This window comes from Brachybacterium kimchii (genome assembly GCF_023373525.1).
Lineage (GTDB): Bacteria > Actinomycetota > Actinomycetes > Actinomycetales > Dermabacteraceae > Brachybacterium > Brachybacterium kimchii.
Genome location: NZ_CP097218.1, coordinates 3660643 through 3678127 on the forward strand (window position 1 = coordinate 3660643; position 17485 = coordinate 3678127).

Genomic DNA, 17485 nt, shown 5'->3' on the forward strand with positions numbered 1-17485 from the left:
GTCGGCCGCTTCATCGCCTGCCACCGTCCCCGCCCCGCTCACGAGATCCGGGCGGGAAGCAGGCATCCGATCTTGTGGCGGACGATGCCGGCGACCGCGTCGTTCGCGGGGACGATGTTGTTGCGCAGGGACGCGTTGACCTCCGTCGCCCCGAAGGTCTCCTTCGCGGCGCGGGTCCAGCCGACGATGAGCTCGGTGCCGATGTTGAACTTGCGCACGCCCGCGCGGCGCAGGGCGTCGTAGTCGGCCTCGTCCACGCCGGTGCCGCCGTGCACCACGAGCGGCACGTCGACCGCCGCGTGGATCCGATCGACGAGCCCCACGTCGATCTGGGTCTTCCCCTTGTACGAGCCGTGGTGGGTGCCGATGGAGACGGCGAGGGCGTCCACGCCGGTCGCCTCGTGGAAGGCGCGCGCCTCCTCGGGGGAGGTGAGCGCGCCCTCGGCGACGGAAATGCCGTCCTCGGTGCCGCCGATGGTGCCGATCTCGCCCTCGACGCTCACGCCGCGCTCGCGGGCGAACTCGACGACCCGGCGGGTCTTCAGCACGTTCTCCGCGAACGGCAGGGACGACCCGTCGAACATGACCGAGCTGTACCCGGCGTCGATCGCGTCGCGGATGTCCTCGAGCTTCGTCGAATGATCCAGGTGCAGCACCACGTCGACCGGCTCGCGCTCGGCCATGCCGCGGCACAGGGCCACCAGGTTCTCCATGCCGATGTACCGGGCGGTGCCGACGGAGGTCTGGATGATGATCGGGCTGCCGGCGTCGCGCGCGGCCAGGATCATCGGCGGGATCATCTCGAGGTTGTGGGCGTTGAACGCGCCGACGGTCGAGCCGATGCGCTCGGCCTCGGTCAGGACTTCGCTGAGGGTGACGTACACGGGTGCTCCCTGGGTCTCAGTAGTTCTCGCGCATGATGCGCTTGGAGGTGGCCAGCAGCGCGTCGATCTTCGACATCCACTGGTTGATCGCGGCGCCGTCGCCGGCCGAGGCGGCCTGCGCACGGCGCGTGTTGTACAGGTCCATGAGGCGGTTGTACGAGGTGCCGTAGCGGGGCCTGGCCTCGAGCGATGCCTCGAAGGAAGCGATCGCGGCGCCCGTGTCCCCGAGGCGCTCGTGCAGGGTGCCGAGCTCCTCGTGGAGGTCGGCCGGGTCCGCTGTGGACGGACTCGACGGGCTCGACGGGCTCGATGCGGCCGACGGGTCCGGCGCGGAGGCGAGCTCGGCGTCGATCTCGGCGATGCGCGCGGTGGTCTGCTCGCGCTCGGCATCGGTGAGCTCGGACGCGGCGTCGGCGGTGTCGGCGGCGTCGGCGTCGGCCGAGCCTGCCGCATCATCGGTGCTCGTCCGCGGGCGCGTGCCCAGCAGGCGGTCGAAGAATCCCATGGCGTCTCCTGTCTCTCGGAGGGGTGCGGAGGTGGTCGTCGGCCTCAGAAGGCCTTGATGATCGGGCCGATGACCCAGGCGAACAGCAGGGCGGCGACGATGGTGTCGGCGTCGGTCGCCGAGAGGCTCGGGAAGCCGAGGGTCTGGAACGTGCCCACCAGCAGCGCCGGCAGCAGCGTGATGAAGAATCCGTGCACCAGGCCGCCGATGATCGCGCCGCGACGGCCGCCCACGGCGTTGCCGAAGATGCCCGCGGTGCCGCCCGCGAAGAAGTTCGTGAGCATGCCCGGGACGATCACGGCGAAGCCCGCGAGCGGGAGCACGAACATCGCGATGACCGTGCCGATCGTGGTGGTGAGGAAGCCGATGATCACGGCGTTCGGGGCGTAGGGGAACAGCACCGGCGCGTCGAGCGCGGGCTTCGAGTTCGGCACGAGCTTCATCGAGATGCCGCGGAAGGCGGGGACGATCTCGCCGAGCAGCAGGCGCACGCCGGCCATCAGCACGTACACGCCCACCACGAACTGCATGGCCTGCAGGAACGCGTAGACCAGGAAGTTCGTGTCCCCGGCGGCGTCGGCCGAGGCGGCCGGGCCCGCGAACAGCGCGGTGATCAGGAACAGCGGGATCATCACGACAGCGAGGGACATGTAGGTGTCCTGCAGGAACTCGAAGGCCCGCGGGAGCTTGAGGTCCTCGGTGGTCTTCCGATCGGGCCTGCGATCGCGCACCAGGTAGGCGACGCCCGCCTCGACCATGTAGCCGATGGTGCAGAAGTGCCCGAGGGCGATCGCGTCGTTCCCGGTGACCTTGCGGATGATGGGCTGGGCGATCGCGGGCATCGCCACGCAGAAGATGCCTCCGACCACGCTGCAGGCGATGATCAGCCACACTCCGGACAGGCCCATGGCCGATCCGAACACCACAGTCATCGTGGCCATCCACAGCAGCGCCTGACCCGTGAGGAAGATGTACTTCCAGGGCGTGAAGCGGGCGAGCAGCACGTTCACGATGAAGATGCCCAGGAAGGCGATCGCGATCGGCCCGCCCAGCTTGAGGTCGTTCGTCGCGAACCCATTGACCGCCTCGATCGACGGGACGATGCCGGTGAGGTTGAACGCCGCCTCGAACTGCGTGCCGAAGTAGGTAAGGGTCGCGACCAGCACCGCGGAGCCGGCCGCGAGGACCATGAATCCCAGCAGCGTCTTGAAGGTGCCCGAGACGATCGAGCCGACGTCCTTGCGCTGCAGGATCAGGCCGATCATCGCGATCAGGGCGATGACGATCCCGGCCTGCGTGAAGATGTTGGAGATGATCCAGTCGAGGACGCCCATCTCAGGCCTCACGACCCTCGAGCGCGGGGATCAGCTTCTGGGTGATCTCGTCCTTGTCCACGATGTTGTGCAGGTAGACGAGGGTGATCGACGGGTCGATGTCGTACTTCTCGATCTGCGGGCGGAAGCTCTCCGCCGAGACGATCACGTCGGTCTTGATGCCGCCGACCGAGGAGACGGACTCGTGCTCGGTATTCGCGCGGATCTTGTGCGAGGCCAGGACCTCCTCGGCCTCCATCTGGCAGGCGAGGCTGCTGCCCAGTCCTGCGCCGCAGATGAAATAGATCGTGGGGGTGTTCGCCATGGTGGGTCTGCTCCTTTGCAAGGGCCCGGTGGTCGGGCAGGTTCTGGTGTCGGGGACGCCGGTCAGTCGACGGGCGCGGGGGTGAGAGCGCCGCGGAAGTCCGCGGGGGAGTGCGCCGCGACGAGCCGGTCGACGGCCGACGGGTGCCGGATGATCTGCACGAATCCCTTGAGCGCCTCGAGGTGCGAGGTCGCGTCGGCCGCGGCCAGGCACAGCACGAGGCGGACGGGGTCGTTCTCCTCGTGGGAGAAGGCGACGCCGCCCGGAATGGTGAGGGCGCTCATCGCCGTGCGGGCGACCGAGCCGTCGGGCTGGGCGTGCGCGAGCGCGACGCCCGGGGCCAGCACGATGTACGGGCCGAAGCGGTCGACGACCTCGATCATCCGTTCCACGTAGCCCCCGCCGATCGACCCGGAGGCCAGCAGCGGCGCCGCCGCCTCACGGATCGCGTCCTGCCAGGACGCCGGCGATGCCCCGAGGACCACGTGGTCCTCGGTGATCAGCTGGGGAAGCGATGTCGGCACGATGCGACCTCTCTGTCGGGTGGAACGTCCCGATCAGCATGCGAGGCGCGGGGGAGCGGGGGCCAACAAATGTTCTTCCGCGTGGGGCGGGGGTGGCGGAAGGGCGGCCGAGTGCGCTGCGCAAGTGGCGCTGGGTTGAGGCCGGGATGTGGTCGCGTCGAACCTCGGTGTCTCCGTCCACAACTGGTTGGGAAATTCCCAATCCGGGCATAGGGTCGAGGCATGACGACGATCGGGAGCCGCGTCCGCGCCGCGATGAGCGACGCAGGGATGCAGCAGAAGCAGCTCGCTCAGAGCGTCGGGATGACTCCCGACGCTCTCTCCCGCGCGCTCAGCGACCAGCGGGGCTTCGCGGCTGTGGAGCTCGCCGCCATCGCCTCTGAACTCGATGCCGACATCCATGAGCTCATCACCGGCGAACCCGACCCGCATCGATTGGTGCTGTCGGCCAGGCACGCCTTCGATCATGACACCGGGCTGCGCAGCGTCGACGGACTCACGGAGGACGAGGCTCTGCTGGATGACGTGCGCCTGGCGTACGCGCAGGTGGACGCGGCCCCATCCAGTTCCGACCTTCCGGCGGAGGAGGAGAAGGTCCGGCTGCTCCTGCATCCGGATTTCGTGCGGACCTTCATCGCCCGCCTCGCGGAGGTGGGGGTCGACGTGGTGAGGATCGGGGGACTGAGCACTGCGTATTCACTCCATGCGGGTGGAAGGCCCGTGATCCTCCTGGCGGAGACCGGGAACTGGTTCTACGAGAACTGGTCGCTCGCGCACGAGCTCGGCCACCTGGCTCTCGGACACGAGGGGGTCGTCCCGGGTGCTCCCGGGTATGAGGCGGACGAGCGGGCTGCGAATGCTTTCGCAGCCGAGCTCCTGCTCCCTGAGAAGGACATGCGGGAGATCGCGTGGGAGCGACTCGACGTCCACTCGGTCGCAGAGTTCGTCTGGGACCGGGGTATCTCGACGGATGCGCTGCGTCGCAGGCTGAACGCCCTCGGCCTCGAGCCGACGGACGAGGTGGCCGACGCGCTCACGTGGAGCACGCAGAAGCTGTTGCGTCGGCATTGGACGGGTGCGAAGGTCGGCGACCCGATCTCCGTGCGCATGTCGGAAGCCGGCGAACGGCGCTTCCCGGCATGGTTGCAGGAGGCCCACCTCGAGCAGATCTCTCAGGGGAGAGTCGGCAAGGGCACGCTCGCGTGGATGCTGGGCGTCCCTGCGGAGTCCCTCGAGGTGGATGAACCGGAGCGGGTCTCCGAGCTCTCGGACGACGCGCTCGACGCCCTGCTCGGGTGAGCGCTCGATGATCTCAGCGCCCGAGGACCCGCTGCTCTTCTTCCACGACACCTCCGTGCTCGTGAACTTCCATCGTCCCGGGCTGATCCCCGCACTGGGCGAGCTGCTCGGGACGAACGTGCGCTGGACCGGCACCATCCTCACCGAGTGCGAGCGCAAGCAGGAGCAGCTCGGGCTCCCGGGCCTCGTCGATGCCGCGGCGCAGCTGCTGGGTGATCCGCTGTACCCCGAGAACGGCGAGCACGCTTCGATCCGGCAGCTGCGGCTCCAGATGTCCTCTCCCGGAGACCACCCCCAGCAGCATCTCGGGGAGGCGGAGTCGATCACCCTCATCCAGAAGCGGATGCTCCGAGCAGTGTTCGTGACCGACGACCGTGCGGCGACGCACTGGGCGCGACCCGTCGAGTGCGTCGGCACCTGGAAGCTGCTCCGATTCGCCCACCGCCGGAACATCGTCAGTCGGAGCGACGCGGTCAGGCTGTGGCAGGACTTCGTCAGCGCCGGCGGAACGCCCCCGCATGAGATCGGGACGCAGCAGCGGTTCGAGAACAGCCTGATGTGAAGCGGAGGCGTGAGTCTTCGGCCCGCCGCCTACCCTGACGTGATGATCGGCCTGCTCTGTCTCGACCTCGGCACCTCATCCGCGAAGACCGCGCTGTTCGACCTCGAGGGACGCCGGCTCGCCGGCGCGAGCGCCCCCTATCCCACACTGAGCACGTCGGACGGCGGCGTGGAGCAGGAACCCGAGGACTGGATCCGTGCCGCCCGCACGGTCATCGCGCGGTCGACACCGCCGGGGGTCGACATCGAGGCGCTCTGCCTCACCGGCCAGATGCAGGACCTGATCCTCGAAGGGGACCATGGTGCCGCGCGCCCGGCGATCATTTACTCCGATCAGCGTGCCGCACGAGAAGCCCGGGAGATCCGGGAGGACCTCGCCCACAAGAGCATCGATTGGGACGCGCACTGCGGGAACCGACAGGATGCGACGAGCTGCGCCGCGATGTTCCGCCGTCTCGCGCGCACCGACCCGGACGCCATCGACCGCACTCGAGCCCTCACCTTCGGGCCGGCCGGGCACCTCGCCCACCGGCTCGGTGCGGGCGCCTGGTGCGACCCGACCACCGCCTCTGCGCTGGGCCTTCTCGATGCCGCCGCTCGCGCGTGGTCACCCGACGTCGTTCGCGCTGCTGGTATCGATCCAGGCCTTCTGCCCACGCTCACGAGCGGCCCTGGCCAGGTCGTCGGCAGCACGAACGCCGATGCCCGCGAGCTGATCGGTCTCGACGCGGGCGTGCCGATCGTGCTCGCCCCGGGCGACGCCGGCACCGCGACCATCGGCGTCACGGGACTGGACACCGATCGCGACCACGTCTCCCTGGGCACGAGCGGGTGGATCGCCGGCATCCACCGTCACGAGGAAGGACCGGATACCACGGGAGGCTCCCCGGATGGACCCTCGCAGCACGAGGCGTCACACCACTTGGCCCTCGGCGATGGTCAGCTGCGGATCTCCGCAGTCCTGAGCGCCGGCGCGGCCGCAGCCTGGGCACGTGAGGCATTCCTGCGAGGGATGGGCTCATTCATCGCCGATCAGCGTCTCGAGCACCGCGCACACGAGCACGGTCGAGGTCCGACGGGCCTGCTGTTCGTGCCCGCGCTCGCAGGGGAGCGCTACCCGGTGAGGGACGACGGCATGCGTGCGGCGCTGATGGGCCTCGACGCTCGGATGGACGCCGTCGACCTCTACGCCGGCGTCCTCGAAGGCGTTGCGTTCGCCCTCTCCCACGCCCTGAAGGACACCTCTTCCCGCATGGAAACCGGCGCTCAGAAGTCCGTGGATACCACGGCTCCGATGACGGTCGTGGGCGGGGGAGCGGCCTCGGCGCCGTGGCGTCGGATCCTCGCCGATGTCTTCGACCGCCCCATCCACCTCCCGCGAGGCGCTGGGGCGTCCTCGGAAGCCGAGGCGCAGCTCGAGGCCACCCTGATCGGCGCGGCGATCGCCGGGGCCGAAGCCGTCCGCCTCGACCACCGCATCACGCCGCTCGCCGAGCGCGAGGGCGAGGTGCTGTTCCCGGACTCGTCGGCCGCCGCGGCGTACGCCGAACTGCGCCCGGCTCACCGTGCGCTCTACGATGCGGCCGCGAGGATCGGCACGATGGGCCGGTAGCGGCTCCCTGGCGGGCTGCCCCTTGTTCGCCCGGTCGGCCAGGCGGAGTGCATCGGCAGATGTCATTCCCGCTCCACGACCACCCGCACATCCCACGCCCCGAGCTCCAGCTCGCTGCCTGCGGCGAACTCCTCACCGCTCACGGCATCCGTCACGGCGGCGGGGAGGGCGAACGAGCTCGGCTCCCACGACCAGTTGTGCAGGAAGCGCACGCGCTCGCCGGCTCCATTGCGCGCGGAGAACACGGTCTGGGACCCGGTAGCCGGACGCCACGCGGCACGGTCCCCGCAGCCTTCGCCGTCCCCACGGCCCTCACCGTCCCCGCCATCGCCCACCCGCACGGCCCACTCCATGAGCGCGGCCGCAAGACCCTGATCGGGCACGGTGCCGACGTACGTGATCCGCCCGTCTCCGGCCTCCCGCGTGGTCACGGCGGGCCAGCGGCCGAAGTGCGGGTGCGCGTACTGGGCGAGCACCTGCGTCGCCTTGTCGGTCACCTGCACGCCGTCGGCCCAGCGCGTGCCTGACGCGCCCGCCGTCAAGGAGAACGAGACGTCCTCGGCTCCGTCGCCCGGCTCGAGCGCGACCGGCCCGCGCAGGTTCGAGTATTCGTCGTACCAGACGCCCGCGGCCTCATCGAGCAACCCCGGCTTGCGCTCCAGGCGCGCCCGCGCCTCCTCGTCCTCGTAGCCGGTGCGCACCCCGAGCACCAGGTGCCCTCCGGCCTCCGCGTACTCCCGCAGCCAGACGAGGTCCTCATCGGAGGCGATCGTGAACGCCGCGGCGACCAGCACGGGCCGGCGCTGCGCGAACTTCGCCGGGGACTGCTCGCGCAGTTGCGCGATGTGCACGGCGTTCGCCTGCAGCCCGGCATCGACCACACCCCGCGAGAACGCCTCGTAGACGGTCTGGAACGAGCGGCGGTCCGGACTGCCGTCCGCCTTCGCGAACGCCGGATACTCGGCGAGCGACCACTTCGAGGGGTTGTCGAACAGCAGCGCGACGTCGGCGTCCGGCTCCAATCCCGTGACGCTCGCGCCGGCACGGCGCAGCTCCTCGCCGATCTGCGCGAGCTCACGGTAGACCCGTCCCGGCTCCTGGGAGTGGGGCAGGATCCCGCCCCAGTAGGTCTCGGCGCCGGCGTGCAGGGTGTGCCAGTGCCAGTACTCGATCATCGCGGCGCCGCGCGAGATCAGCGCCCAGGCGGCCTGGCGCCACTGCCCGTCGAACGCCGGCTCGTTCATCCACGGGAAACCGATGGCCTGTGCGTTCGTCTCGGTGACGAGGAACGGCGCCTGCTTCGTGCCGTACATGCGATCCGCGTGCGTGATGAGCGACCACACGCCCGTGGTCGTCCAGAACTGGGCGTCCTGGTCGCGGTTCGGCATCGCGAAGGAGTCCTGCATCCGGTAGTACGGGTTCCCTGCGGTGACGTCGAGCGAGCGGGCCACCTTCTCCTCGTCCAGCGTGGGACGGTCGTAGGAGATGCAGGTGGTGACGAACTGGTCCTCGCGGGCGTACTCGCGGACCACCTCCGCCTGCCAGCCGATGAAATCGGTGGTCAGCTGGGCCTGGAACCGGCGCCAGGCCAGCGTGTACTGCGGCTGCACGTTCGCGTCCGGGCGCCACAGGTCCGCCCAGTCGCTCAGACGGTGCGACCAGTAGGTGAGCCCCCAGGCCCGATTGAGCTCCTCGACCGAGCCGTAGCTGCGACGCAAGTGGTCCACGAACTTCTGGAACACCTGGTCGTTCGCGAAGACCTCATTGCCCGGCTCGTTGTCGACCTGGAAGCCGATCACGGCCGGGTGGTCCGCGTAGCGGGCGATGATCCGGCGGATCACGCGCTCGGCGTGGAAGAGGAACGCGGGGTGGGCGAAGTTGATCTCCTGGCGGGCGCCCCAGCCCATCCGCTGCCCCGAGGTGCGCTCGACGTTGATCTCGGGCACCTGGCGCACCAGCCACATGGGCGCCGCGTAGGTGGGGGTGCCGAGCACGACGGAGATGCCGTTCTCGTGGGCCCCGTCCAGCACCGGCGCGAGCCATTCGAGGTCGAAGACGCCGTCCTCGGGCTCCCAGGTGGACCACACGGACTCGCCCACGCGGATCACGGTGAAGCCGGCCTCGCGCATCTGGCGCATGTCGGTCTCCAGGCGCGGGGAGGGCTGGTACTCGTGGTAGTACGCGGCGCCGAAGAGCACGTGGTCGGGCTGCTGGAACATGGGGCGGTCCTTTCGGGGGAGGGGCTCGGGTGCGGGCCGGCGCAGGGCGCGGCGAGAGGCAGTGCTGGGCGGGAAGGGCGGAACGGGTTCGAATCCCGTTGGGGGCGTCTGTTGATGCGGTCGAGTCACGAGCGGAGCGAGGTGTCGGCCGACGACCCGGCCGTGCCGGGCCGTCGGCCGGATCTCACCCCTTCACGGCTCCGGCGACGAGGCCCTCGAGCAGCTGCCTGCGCAGCAGGATGAAGACGAGGATCGTCGGGATGGAGGCGAGCACGGCGCCGGCGAGGACCAGGTCGTAGCTGCGGTTCTCCGAGGCGTAGAGGATGTTCAGTCCCAGCGGCAGCGTGTACTGGCTGGTGTTGGAGATGATCACCAGCGGCCACATGAAGCTGTTGTAGCTCTGCAGGAAGCTCCACACCCCGAGCGCTCCGAGCGAGGGACGCAGCAGCGGCAGCACGACACGCCGGAAGGTGCCGAACTCGCTGCTGCCGTCGATCCGCGCCGACTCGAGGAGCTCGTCGGGGATCGCCTGCACGATGAACTGCTGCATCATGAAGATCCCGAAGGCGGGCGCCACCCAGGGGACGATCAGCGCGAACCACGGGTTCGCCAGACCGCTCTTGACCACCAGGATGAATAGCGGGATCAGGATGACGGCGAAGGGGATCGACAGCGAGCTGAACATGACCGCGAAGAGGATCCGCTTGCCTCGGAAGCGGAACTTCGCGAAGCCGTATCCGGCCATGGCGCACACGAACACGGAGACCACGGTCGCGATCGCCGCGGTGCCGATGCTGATCGCGAACCACGACCAGAACGGCTGGGTCGTGAGCAGATTCCGGTAGTTCTCGAGCGTCGCCGGGCTCGGGATCAGCGATGGCGGGGTCGCGAAGATGTCACCGCGCTGTTTGAACGATCCGCTCAGCGCCCACACCAGCGGCAGGATGAACACCACCAGCAGGGCGCAGAGCGTCAGGTAGAGCAGTCCCCGGCGCACGCGGAAGCGGCGCGGCGACTTCTGGCGCTCGGCCCGACGACCGGGCGGGGCAGTCGGTGCGGGGGATGCGGATGCGGCGTCGATGGTGCTCATGAGTCCCTCCCGATGCCCAGGAGACGGTTCAGTCCCTGGCTGACAGCGAAGACGATGATGAAGAGGACGACGCCCGCCGCGGCCGCGTAGCCGAACTGCTGGCGCTCGAAGGCGGCGCGGTAGATGAACATGGCGACCGAGATCGTCGCCTCGCCGGGGCCGCCCTTGGTCAGCAGGTACGGCTCGTCGAACAGCTGGGCCGCACCGATGAACGAGGTGACGATGACGAACGCCGAGATGGGCTTGATGCCCGGGACGGTGACTGCGAGGAAGGTGCGCACGCGGCCCGCGCCGTCGAGCGCTGCGGCCTCGTACTGCTCGGCCGGCACGTTCTGCAGCGCGGCGAGGAAGAAGATCGTCAGATAGCCGACGGTCCTCCACAGCAGCACGAAGCCGATCGCGCCCTTCGCGAGCGTCGGATCGCCCAGCCAGTCCACGTGCGGCAGTCCGAACAGGGCATCCAGTGAGGCGTTCAGCAGGCCGTAGTCGCGGTCGAAGATCAGGCTGTAGATCAGCGCGATGACGATAGGCGAGAGCACCATCGGCACGAAGAACGCGACGCGGAACAGGTCCCGCATCCGCAGACCCTTGGCGTTCAGCCCCTGGGCGATCAGCAGCGCGCAGGGGACCACGATGATCACTGCGACCAGCGTGTAGACGAGGGAGTTCGCGAGCGCCGTCGCGAAGCTCGAGTCGGTCGCGAGGTTCGCGTAGTTCGAGAGGCCGATGAATCGGGGCATGCCCAGCCCCACCCATTCGGTGAGGCTGAGGACGAGCGCCGCCAGGATCGGGATGATCATGAACAGCACGTAGAGCACGTAGAAGGGTGCGATGAAGGCGTACGGCGCGGCGCCCCCGCGCAGGGAGCCGGTGCGCCGACCCGCCGAGCCGCGGCGGGAGGACGGTACGGGGGCCGCAGAGCCGCCGCGTGCGGCCGGGGCGTCGGTGTTGGAGATGTCGGTGGTGGTCATCGGTCAGCCCTTCGCTTGCCCGCGGAAGTCTTCGGTGGCATCGGCGAGCGCCTGAGCAGGACTGACGGTGCCCTTGAAGGCGCGCAGCACGTGGCCCGACAGCACTGTGTTCATGATCGAGATGTCGGCGCTCTGGTGGACGTCCGGGACGTCGTCGACGATGTCCCGGAAGGTCTCGAACAGCTTCTGCCCGCCGAAGTACTCGCTCTCCAGGGTCAGCAGTTCGGGTGCGTCATAGACCGAGCGCAGCGTGGGCAGGTAGCCCAGGTCCTTGTAGCGCGCGATCTGCTGGTCGGGGTCCAAGTAGCCCTTCACGACGAGGTTCCGGGCGGCGGCCGTCGCCGGCTTGTCGGTGAGCGCCGCGAAGCCGGTGCCTCCGCCGACGCCGGTGCGGTGCCCTCCGCCCGCGAAGACGGGCAGGGCGGCCACGCGCCACTTCCCGGACTGCTCGGGCACGTTGGGCTGGATGCCGTAGCTCGAGTACCAGGACGGCATGTTCACGGCCAGGATCTTCCCGGCTTTCAGGCCGCTCTGGATGCTGGGGCCGTACATGTCGGCGACGGTCGTGAGGAACCCGCTCTGCACACCGTCGACGAGGAAGGCGAGGGTCTCCTCGGCCTCGGGGCTCTGCAGGGTCGGCGCGCCATCGGCGTCGAAGAGGTCGCCGCCGCGCTGCAGCAGGTGGATGTGGAAGCACTGCACGGTGCCGCCCGGGTCGTTGACGGCGAAGGCCCCGAGCGACAGGCCCTTCTTCTCCGCAAGCGTGCGGCCGACGTCCGCGAAGTCCTCCCACGTGCCGAAGTCGGCGTCGATGCCCAGGCGCTCGAACTCGTCGGCGCGGTGGTAGAGCACCGTGACCGGGGTGTCGGAGTCCAGGGCGTAGAGCGCACCGTCCTTGCTGAAGGGGGTGAGACGGGCGGAGATGAGGTCGTCGGTGAACGGTTCGACGTCATGCGTGAGGTCGACCAGCAGCTCCGGCGCGATCTCGCCGCGCAGCATGCGGGAGAACGCTCCGATCTCGAGCCCCGCGACGTCAGGTGTGCCGGTGCCGGCCACGGCCTGCGCGATGAGCTTCGTGACGAGGTCCGCGGCGGCGATCTTGGTGACGCGGAGGTCGTAGTCGAAGGGAGAGCCCTTCTCCGCGACGGGGACGGCGCCCTCGAAGAATTTGATGTAGCCGTCGTCGTGGGTCCAGAAGTCCAGAGCGACGGTTCCCGAGGTGATCTCCGTGGTGTCGCCGCTCCCGCAGGCGCTAAGAGCGCCGGTCAGGGCGGTGCCCGCGGCCACGGCGGCAGGGATTCTCAGCAGCTCGCGGCGGGTGGGCCGTAGGTGCCCGGGTGGGGGAGCCGAGGCGGCGGGACGAGGTCCGCGGGTGCCGCGGAGCAATGGGTGGGGACGAGGCATGGTGCACTCCTGACTACGCTGTCAATCGTGGGTACAGAGAACTGCCGAGGTGGTGGGTGCGATGTGCGCGGGCGGTCGGCTGCCTCGCGGAAGCCGACGGCCCGGGGTGGGCTACCTGTGGTCGGGAGCCTGTGACGGGCGCGGAGGCGCCGTGGTGGCGCGTTCGACGAAGGTGATCGGCACGAGGTGCGCGGGGCTGGTCCGGACGCCGCCGTCGATGGCGCGGATGAGCTGGTTCATGCCGTCATGGGCGGCGAGGGTGAACTGCTGGCGCAGGGTGGTCAGAGGGGTTGCGAGGAACTCGGCGACGTCGATGTCGTCGAAGCCGACGATGCTCACGTCCTCGGGGACGTGCAGCCCGGCTGCCTGGATCGCGGCGATCGCACCGACGGCCATCTGGTCGTTCGCGACGAAGACAGCTGTCGGCGGATCATCGCTGTCGAGCAGGCGCTGCATCGCCTCGTACCCGCTGCGGGGCGACCAGTCGCCGGTGGCGGGCTCGGGCACACGGAGACCCCGGTGCCGAAGGACCGACTCCCAGCCCTCGCGGCGCAGCTGACTGGAGATCCAGCCCTCGGGGCCGGCGAGGTGGTGGACGGTCTCGTGGCCGAGGGTCACGAGGTGCTCGGCGGCGACGCGACCGCCGTCCTCCTCGTCCGTGCCCACCACGAGCTCGTCGGGGCGGGAGGTGAGCCCGCGAGCGCCCAGGGTGAGCACGGCGACGTCCCCCCGGATCCGCAGGGGAGCGCCGTCGAGGTGCATCGGCTCGGAGAGCACGATGCCTTCAACGCCCTCGCTGAGCAGTGTGTCGACTGCGGCCTGGATCTCCGTGCGCGAGGTCGAGTCGGTGCGGTGGACGCTCAGCGAATAGTGACCCGCGCGGGCCACGGACTCGAGGGCCGCGAGTGCCGAGGTGGGGCCGTGGAACGAGGTTCCGAGTGCGACGACGCCGATGCGCCGGGTGCGCCGGGTGACCAGCGAGCGCGCGGCGGCGTTCGGGCGGAACTCCAGCGCGTCGATCGCGCACTGCACCCGCTCGCGGACCTCCGGGCGCACGTGAGGCTCGCCGTTCACGACCCGGGAGACCGTCTTCTGGGAGACACCGGCGTGGGCGGCGACGTCCATCATCGAGACGGCGCGCCGCGCGGAGCGGTCGGTCCGGCTGTCGGACTCTGTCGTCACGACGCCTCCTCGTTCTCGGCCTCGTCGCGGATCTGACGGCGAGCGTAATGAGGGGCTGACTGCGTAGTCAAGAGGTAGTGGATCGCGACCGCGCGGCCGCGCCGCTCCCCTCAGGGGATCTCGACGACGCACCGGGGCACCTGCTCGGGACCCTGTGCACCGAGCAGGGTGCTCTGGGCGGGCGGACGACCGCCGCGCCCGACCCCGCCCACCCTCACCCGACCCCGCACGGCCGGCCAGCACGGCCAAGGACGACCTCGCTCAGACCTGCGTCTCCCGCACGGTCCACGCGGACCGCACGTCCTGGATCAGCCCGCGGCCGCGGCCGCGGCCGGCCCCCGGGCCGCGACCAGCCCCGTGACCCCGTCCGCGCTGCTGCTGATCGAGGATGCTGGTCCGATCGCGCACACCGCATCGGTCCGCCCATCCGCGCCACGCGCCGACCAGCGACTCGACACGCTCCGGGAACTCCGCGGAGAGGTCGTGGCGCTCGGTGCGGTCAACCCGGAGGTCGTAGAGCTCCCAGTCGCTGCCGAAAGCGCGTACCGCCTTCCATCGGCCCCAGCGGACGGCGGCGTTCCCCTCGTGCTCGAAGAACAGGGGGTGGGGCTCCTCCGTGCTCTTCTCGCCCTTCCATCCCGCGAGCAGGGACGAGCCCTCCAGCGGCGGGCTCTCGGGATGCGAGGTCCGATCCGCTGCGCCGATGCCCGCCGCCTCGAGCAGCGTGGGGACGATGTCGGTCAGTTGGGCCGGGGTGCGGTCCCAGCCGGCGGCGACACCCCCGCGCGGCCATCGGGCGAGCAGCGGCGTCGCGATGCCCCCTTCATGGACCCAGTGCTTGTACTCGCGGAACGGAGTGTTCGACACGTTCGCCCACGCGCGACCGTAGCTGGCGAACGTCGCGGGCGGACCGGGGACGACGGAGGGATCGTTCCCCTTGCGCACCCTCTCCCCGGCCGCGGTGCGCACGGGCACGTTGTACGGGACGGGATCCATCTCGTCGGCCCATCCGGGGGCGATCTCCTCGGCGCATCCTCCGTTGTCCGAGAGGAACAGGACCATCGTGTCCTCCGACTGCTGCGTGGCCTCCAGAGCGTCGAGGACCCTGCCGATGGCGGCGTCCATCGCACCGACCTGGGCGGCATACACCTCCATCCGCCGCGCCTGCCAGGCGTGGTGGGCGGTCTCCTCCCAGGCCGGCACGTCCTCGTCCCGCTCGGTCAGCTCCGTGGCCGACTCGAGGACGCCGAGCTCGCCCATGCGCTCGAGGCGTCGGGCGCGTGCGACGTCCCAGCCGTCGTCGTACATCCCGCGGCACGCGGCGACCTGCTCGGGACGCGCATGCAGGGGCCAGTGCGGCGCGGTGAACGCCAGATACAGGAAGAAGGGCCGAGGATCCTTCGCTGCGTCGCGGACCTCGGCCTCGGCACGCTCGCCGAGATGCTCGGTGAGCGAGAAGTCCGGGTCGAAGGTCTCGATCGGCTCCTCATCCTCGACCATCGTCACGGGATCGAAATAGCTGGTGGCACCTCCGAGCGGCCCGTGATGCCTCTCGAACCCGCGACGCGTCGGCCATGCGGGGCCCGGTTCCCGCACATTCCCGGCGAGATGCCATTTGCCGACGCAGGACGTCCTGTAGCCGGCGTCGCCGAGCATGTCCGCGATGGTCGCGCAGCGCGGGTCCAGGTCTCCTGGATACCCGGCGGGGAGCGTGCTCCCGGTGAGGATCCCGATCCCGGTCTGATGGGGATGCAGGCCGGTGAGCAGCGACGCGCGCGACGGCGAGCACCGTGCCGTGTTGTAGAAGCTGGTCATCCTGGTCCCCTCGGCCCCGAGGCGGTCCAGATGAGGTGTGCGGATCTCCCCGCCGAAGCAGCCGATGTCGGAGAACCCCATGTCGTCGGCGAGGATCAGGATGATGTTGGGTCCTCGTGCAGGACCCTCGGGCTGCGTCGTCGACGTCATGAGGACTCCTTGTCCGCCCGCGCCTGTTCGAGCTCGTCGCGGATCCGGTTCCCGCCAGCCTTCTTCCACGCGGCCACCCCGTCGTCCCATGCGGACACCGGCTTGCGGCCCTGGAGGATGTCGTTGGTGAGGTCGTCGATGCGTCCCGTGATGCTGCCGCCGATCCGGGTGTCGGTCTCCGAGTAGAGCCCGAGGGTGGGGTCCGCGACGCCGTACCCGACGACGATCTTCTGCGCGTCGTGCCAGCTCTGCGTGGAGCTCTTCTTGCCCGGGACGTAGACGGGCCACGGAGAGTCCGCGAGGTAGCGGAATCCCAGCGGCGTCTCGGTGACGCCCCGGTTGGTCGCCACCGGATCCGAGCCCTTCAGGTCGTAGTCGACGCCCTCGACCCCGTAGTTGCGGAACAGGTACTCCTCCGTGCCGAAAGGAGCCGCCAGGAAGTCCAGCACCCTCAACAGGGTCGGGATCCGATCTCCGGCATCCTTGCGGATGCTCGAGATGCCGTAGGTCGGGTTGCCGAGCCAGGCGCATGCCATCCCGGGGTCGCCGTGGAATCCCGGCGTGCGCAGGGCGTCCATCCTGAAGCTGTCGCCGACGGACTGGATCTGTTCGAAGTTCGGCCAGGCGGAGAGGGTGTCCATCATGAAGTAGTTGCGGCCCGCGACGAACCAGTTCTTGCGGTCGGTCGCCTGGGAGGAGAACGCATCGGGGCTGACGACGCCTGCCTCGACCATCTTCCGGGTCGCCTCGAGCGCCTCCTTCTGCTGCTCGGCCTCGAGGCTGCGTGTCAGCCGCCCGCCCTTCTCCGACCAGGTGTTGGGGATCCCGAGCATCTGACGCACCGCGTCGAGGGGTGCGGCCCCCAGGGCCCACACGTTGGACCGCGGCGTCGTGAGCTCCTTGCACAGGGCGAGGAACTCGTCGAAGGAGGCGGGGTCCTCCGTGATGCCCTTCTCCTTGAGCAGATCCGTCCTCTTGTAGAGGATCGAGGAGCTCATGATCCCCCGGGGGACCGGGATCCCCATGATCTTGCCGTTGTACGCGCTCTGCTGCCACGTGTCCGTCGGGATGTTGGCGAGGAAGGGGTAGTCCTTCACCGCGGACCCCGAGAGGTGCGGCGTGAGATCGGCGGCGGTGGCCTCGAGGAACTTCGGGAGCTCCTGCATCCCGCCCGCGACGACGAACAGCTCGGGGAGGGAATCGCCGGCGACGACGGTGGCGAACTTCTGGTCCCAGTCCGGCGCCGGCACGATGTTCATCTTCAGGTCGGAGCCGAGACGCTCGTTCAGCGCCTGCCAGAACGCGTTCCGCGAGACGCCGGGAGGGACGGGGGAGTCCGTGCGCACGAGGGAGCCGATGACATCTCCGTCTCCCGGGACGCCGGACGTGGCGACGGTGGGGGACGACGGGTACTCGAAGTACCCGTCCATGAGCCCGGTCTTCGGATCGCCGGGCAGGTCCGGCGAGACCCCCTGGTAGGGGACGTGCTCCGGCAGCTTCACGGGCGCGTTCGCGTACTTCACCGGGATGCCGCCCCGGCCCTCGTTGCTGCAGGCGGCGAGCAGCGCGGCGGCGCCCGCACCGCCTGCGGCGAGGAGCGCGCGGCGGGTGGGGTCGAATCGTGAGGACAT

15 protein-coding genes are annotated in these 17485 nt (G+C 69.7%); 3 read left to right on the forward strand and 12 right to left on the reverse strand.

The genetic code is table 11. The features are described 5' to 3' along the window. Positions 1 to 38: 38 nt before the first annotated feature. From M4486_RS16640 to M4486_RS16660, 5 genes are all read right to left on the reverse strand, one after another. On the reverse strand, positions 39 to 884 hold the full coding sequence (locus M4486_RS16640; protein WP_249478439.1) for a class II fructose-bisphosphate aldolase: 846 nt from the start codon (positions 882 to 884) through the stop codon (positions 39 to 41). A 16-nt stretch (positions 885 to 900) separates the two neighbouring features. Further along, positions 901 to 1389 (reverse strand): hypothetical protein, encoded by a 489-nt coding sequence (locus M4486_RS16645; protein WP_249478441.1) that lies wholly within the window; start codon positions 1387 to 1389, stop codon positions 901 to 903. Positions 1390 to 1433: 44 nt separating this feature from the next. Next, positions 1434 to 2723: a PTS sugar transporter subunit IIC gene (locus tag M4486_RS16650; RefSeq protein WP_200502170.1), complete on the reverse strand. Its 1290-nt coding sequence runs from the start codon at positions 2721 to 2723 to the stop codon at positions 1434 to 1436. 1 nt (position 2724) lies between these two features. After that, complete coding sequence (locus M4486_RS16655; protein ID WP_249478443.1) at positions 2725 to 3027, reverse strand: PTS sugar transporter subunit IIB; 303 nt, start codon at positions 3025 to 3027, stop codon at positions 2725 to 2727. A gap of 62 nt (positions 3028 to 3089) precedes the next feature. Continuing rightward, positions 3090 to 3551 (reverse strand): PTS sugar transporter subunit IIA, encoded by a 462-nt coding sequence (locus M4486_RS16660; protein ID WP_249478445.1) that lies wholly within the window; start codon positions 3549 to 3551, stop codon positions 3090 to 3092. A gap of 222 nt (positions 3552 to 3773) precedes the next feature. Here M4486_RS16660 and M4486_RS16665 point away from each other — a divergent pair, with 222 nt between their 5' ends. Genes M4486_RS16665 through M4486_RS16675 form a run of 3 tightly spaced genes read left to right on the forward strand, consistent with a single transcriptional unit; the run spans position 3774 to position 7023 of the window. Next, positions 3774 to 4850, forward strand: a complete 1077-nt coding sequence (locus M4486_RS16665) for a helix-turn-helix domain-containing protein (protein WP_249478447.1) — start codon at positions 3774 to 3776, stop codon at positions 4848 to 4850. 7 nt (positions 4851 to 4857) lie between these two features. Beyond that, the gene (locus M4486_RS16670; RefSeq protein WP_249478448.1) at positions 4858 to 5412 is read left to right on the forward strand and encodes a hypothetical protein; all 555 of its coding nucleotides are present in this window, start codon (positions 4858 to 4860) and stop codon (positions 5410 to 5412) included. 42 nt (positions 5413 to 5454) lie between these two features. Next, positions 5455 to 7023 carry an FGGY family carbohydrate kinase gene (locus M4486_RS16675; protein ID WP_249478449.1) on the forward strand — a complete coding sequence of 523 codons (1569 nt, stop codon included), beginning with the start codon at positions 5455 to 5457 and terminating at the stop codon, positions 7021 to 7023. 62 nt (positions 7024 to 7085) lie between these two features. Here the strand turns inward: M4486_RS16675 and M4486_RS16680 are convergent, their stop codons facing one another. The 7 genes from M4486_RS16680 to M4486_RS16710 form a co-directional block, all read right to left on the reverse strand. Then, positions 7086 to 9242 (reverse strand): beta-galactosidase, encoded by a 2157-nt coding sequence (locus M4486_RS16680; RefSeq protein ID WP_249478450.1) that lies wholly within the window; start codon positions 9240 to 9242, stop codon positions 7086 to 7088. A gap of 184 nt (positions 9243 to 9426) precedes the next feature. After that, a complete protein-coding gene (locus M4486_RS16685; protein ID WP_249478451.1) occupies positions 9427 to 10332 on the reverse strand; it encodes a carbohydrate ABC transporter permease in 906 nt (301 codons plus the stop codon). Next, positions 10329 to 11303: a carbohydrate ABC transporter permease gene (locus M4486_RS16690; protein ID WP_249478452.1), complete on the reverse strand. Its 975-nt coding sequence runs from the start codon at positions 11301 to 11303 to the stop codon at positions 10329 to 10331. The genes M4486_RS16685 and M4486_RS16690 overlap by 4 nt, the downstream gene beginning before the upstream one ends. 3 nt (positions 11304 to 11306) lie before the next feature. Next, a complete protein-coding gene (locus tag M4486_RS16695; RefSeq protein ID WP_249478453.1) occupies positions 11307 to 12590 on the reverse strand; it encodes an ABC transporter substrate-binding protein in 1284 nt (427 codons plus the stop codon). 228 nt (positions 12591 to 12818) lie between these two features. Then, the gene (locus M4486_RS16700; RefSeq protein WP_249478454.1) at positions 12819 to 13889 is read right to left on the reverse strand and encodes a LacI family DNA-binding transcriptional regulator; all 1071 of its coding nucleotides are present in this window, start codon (positions 13887 to 13889) and stop codon (positions 12819 to 12821) included. Positions 13890 to 14150: 261 nt separating this feature from the next. After that, entirely contained in the window at positions 14151 to 15854 is a 1704-nt protein-coding gene (locus tag M4486_RS16705) for an arylsulfatase (protein WP_249478455.1), read from the reverse strand. Beyond that, complete coding sequence (locus M4486_RS16710; RefSeq protein ID WP_249478456.1) at positions 15851 to 17485, reverse strand: extracellular solute-binding protein; 1635 nt, start codon at positions 17483 to 17485, stop codon at positions 15851 to 15853. The genes M4486_RS16705 and M4486_RS16710 overlap by 4 nt, the downstream gene beginning before the upstream one ends.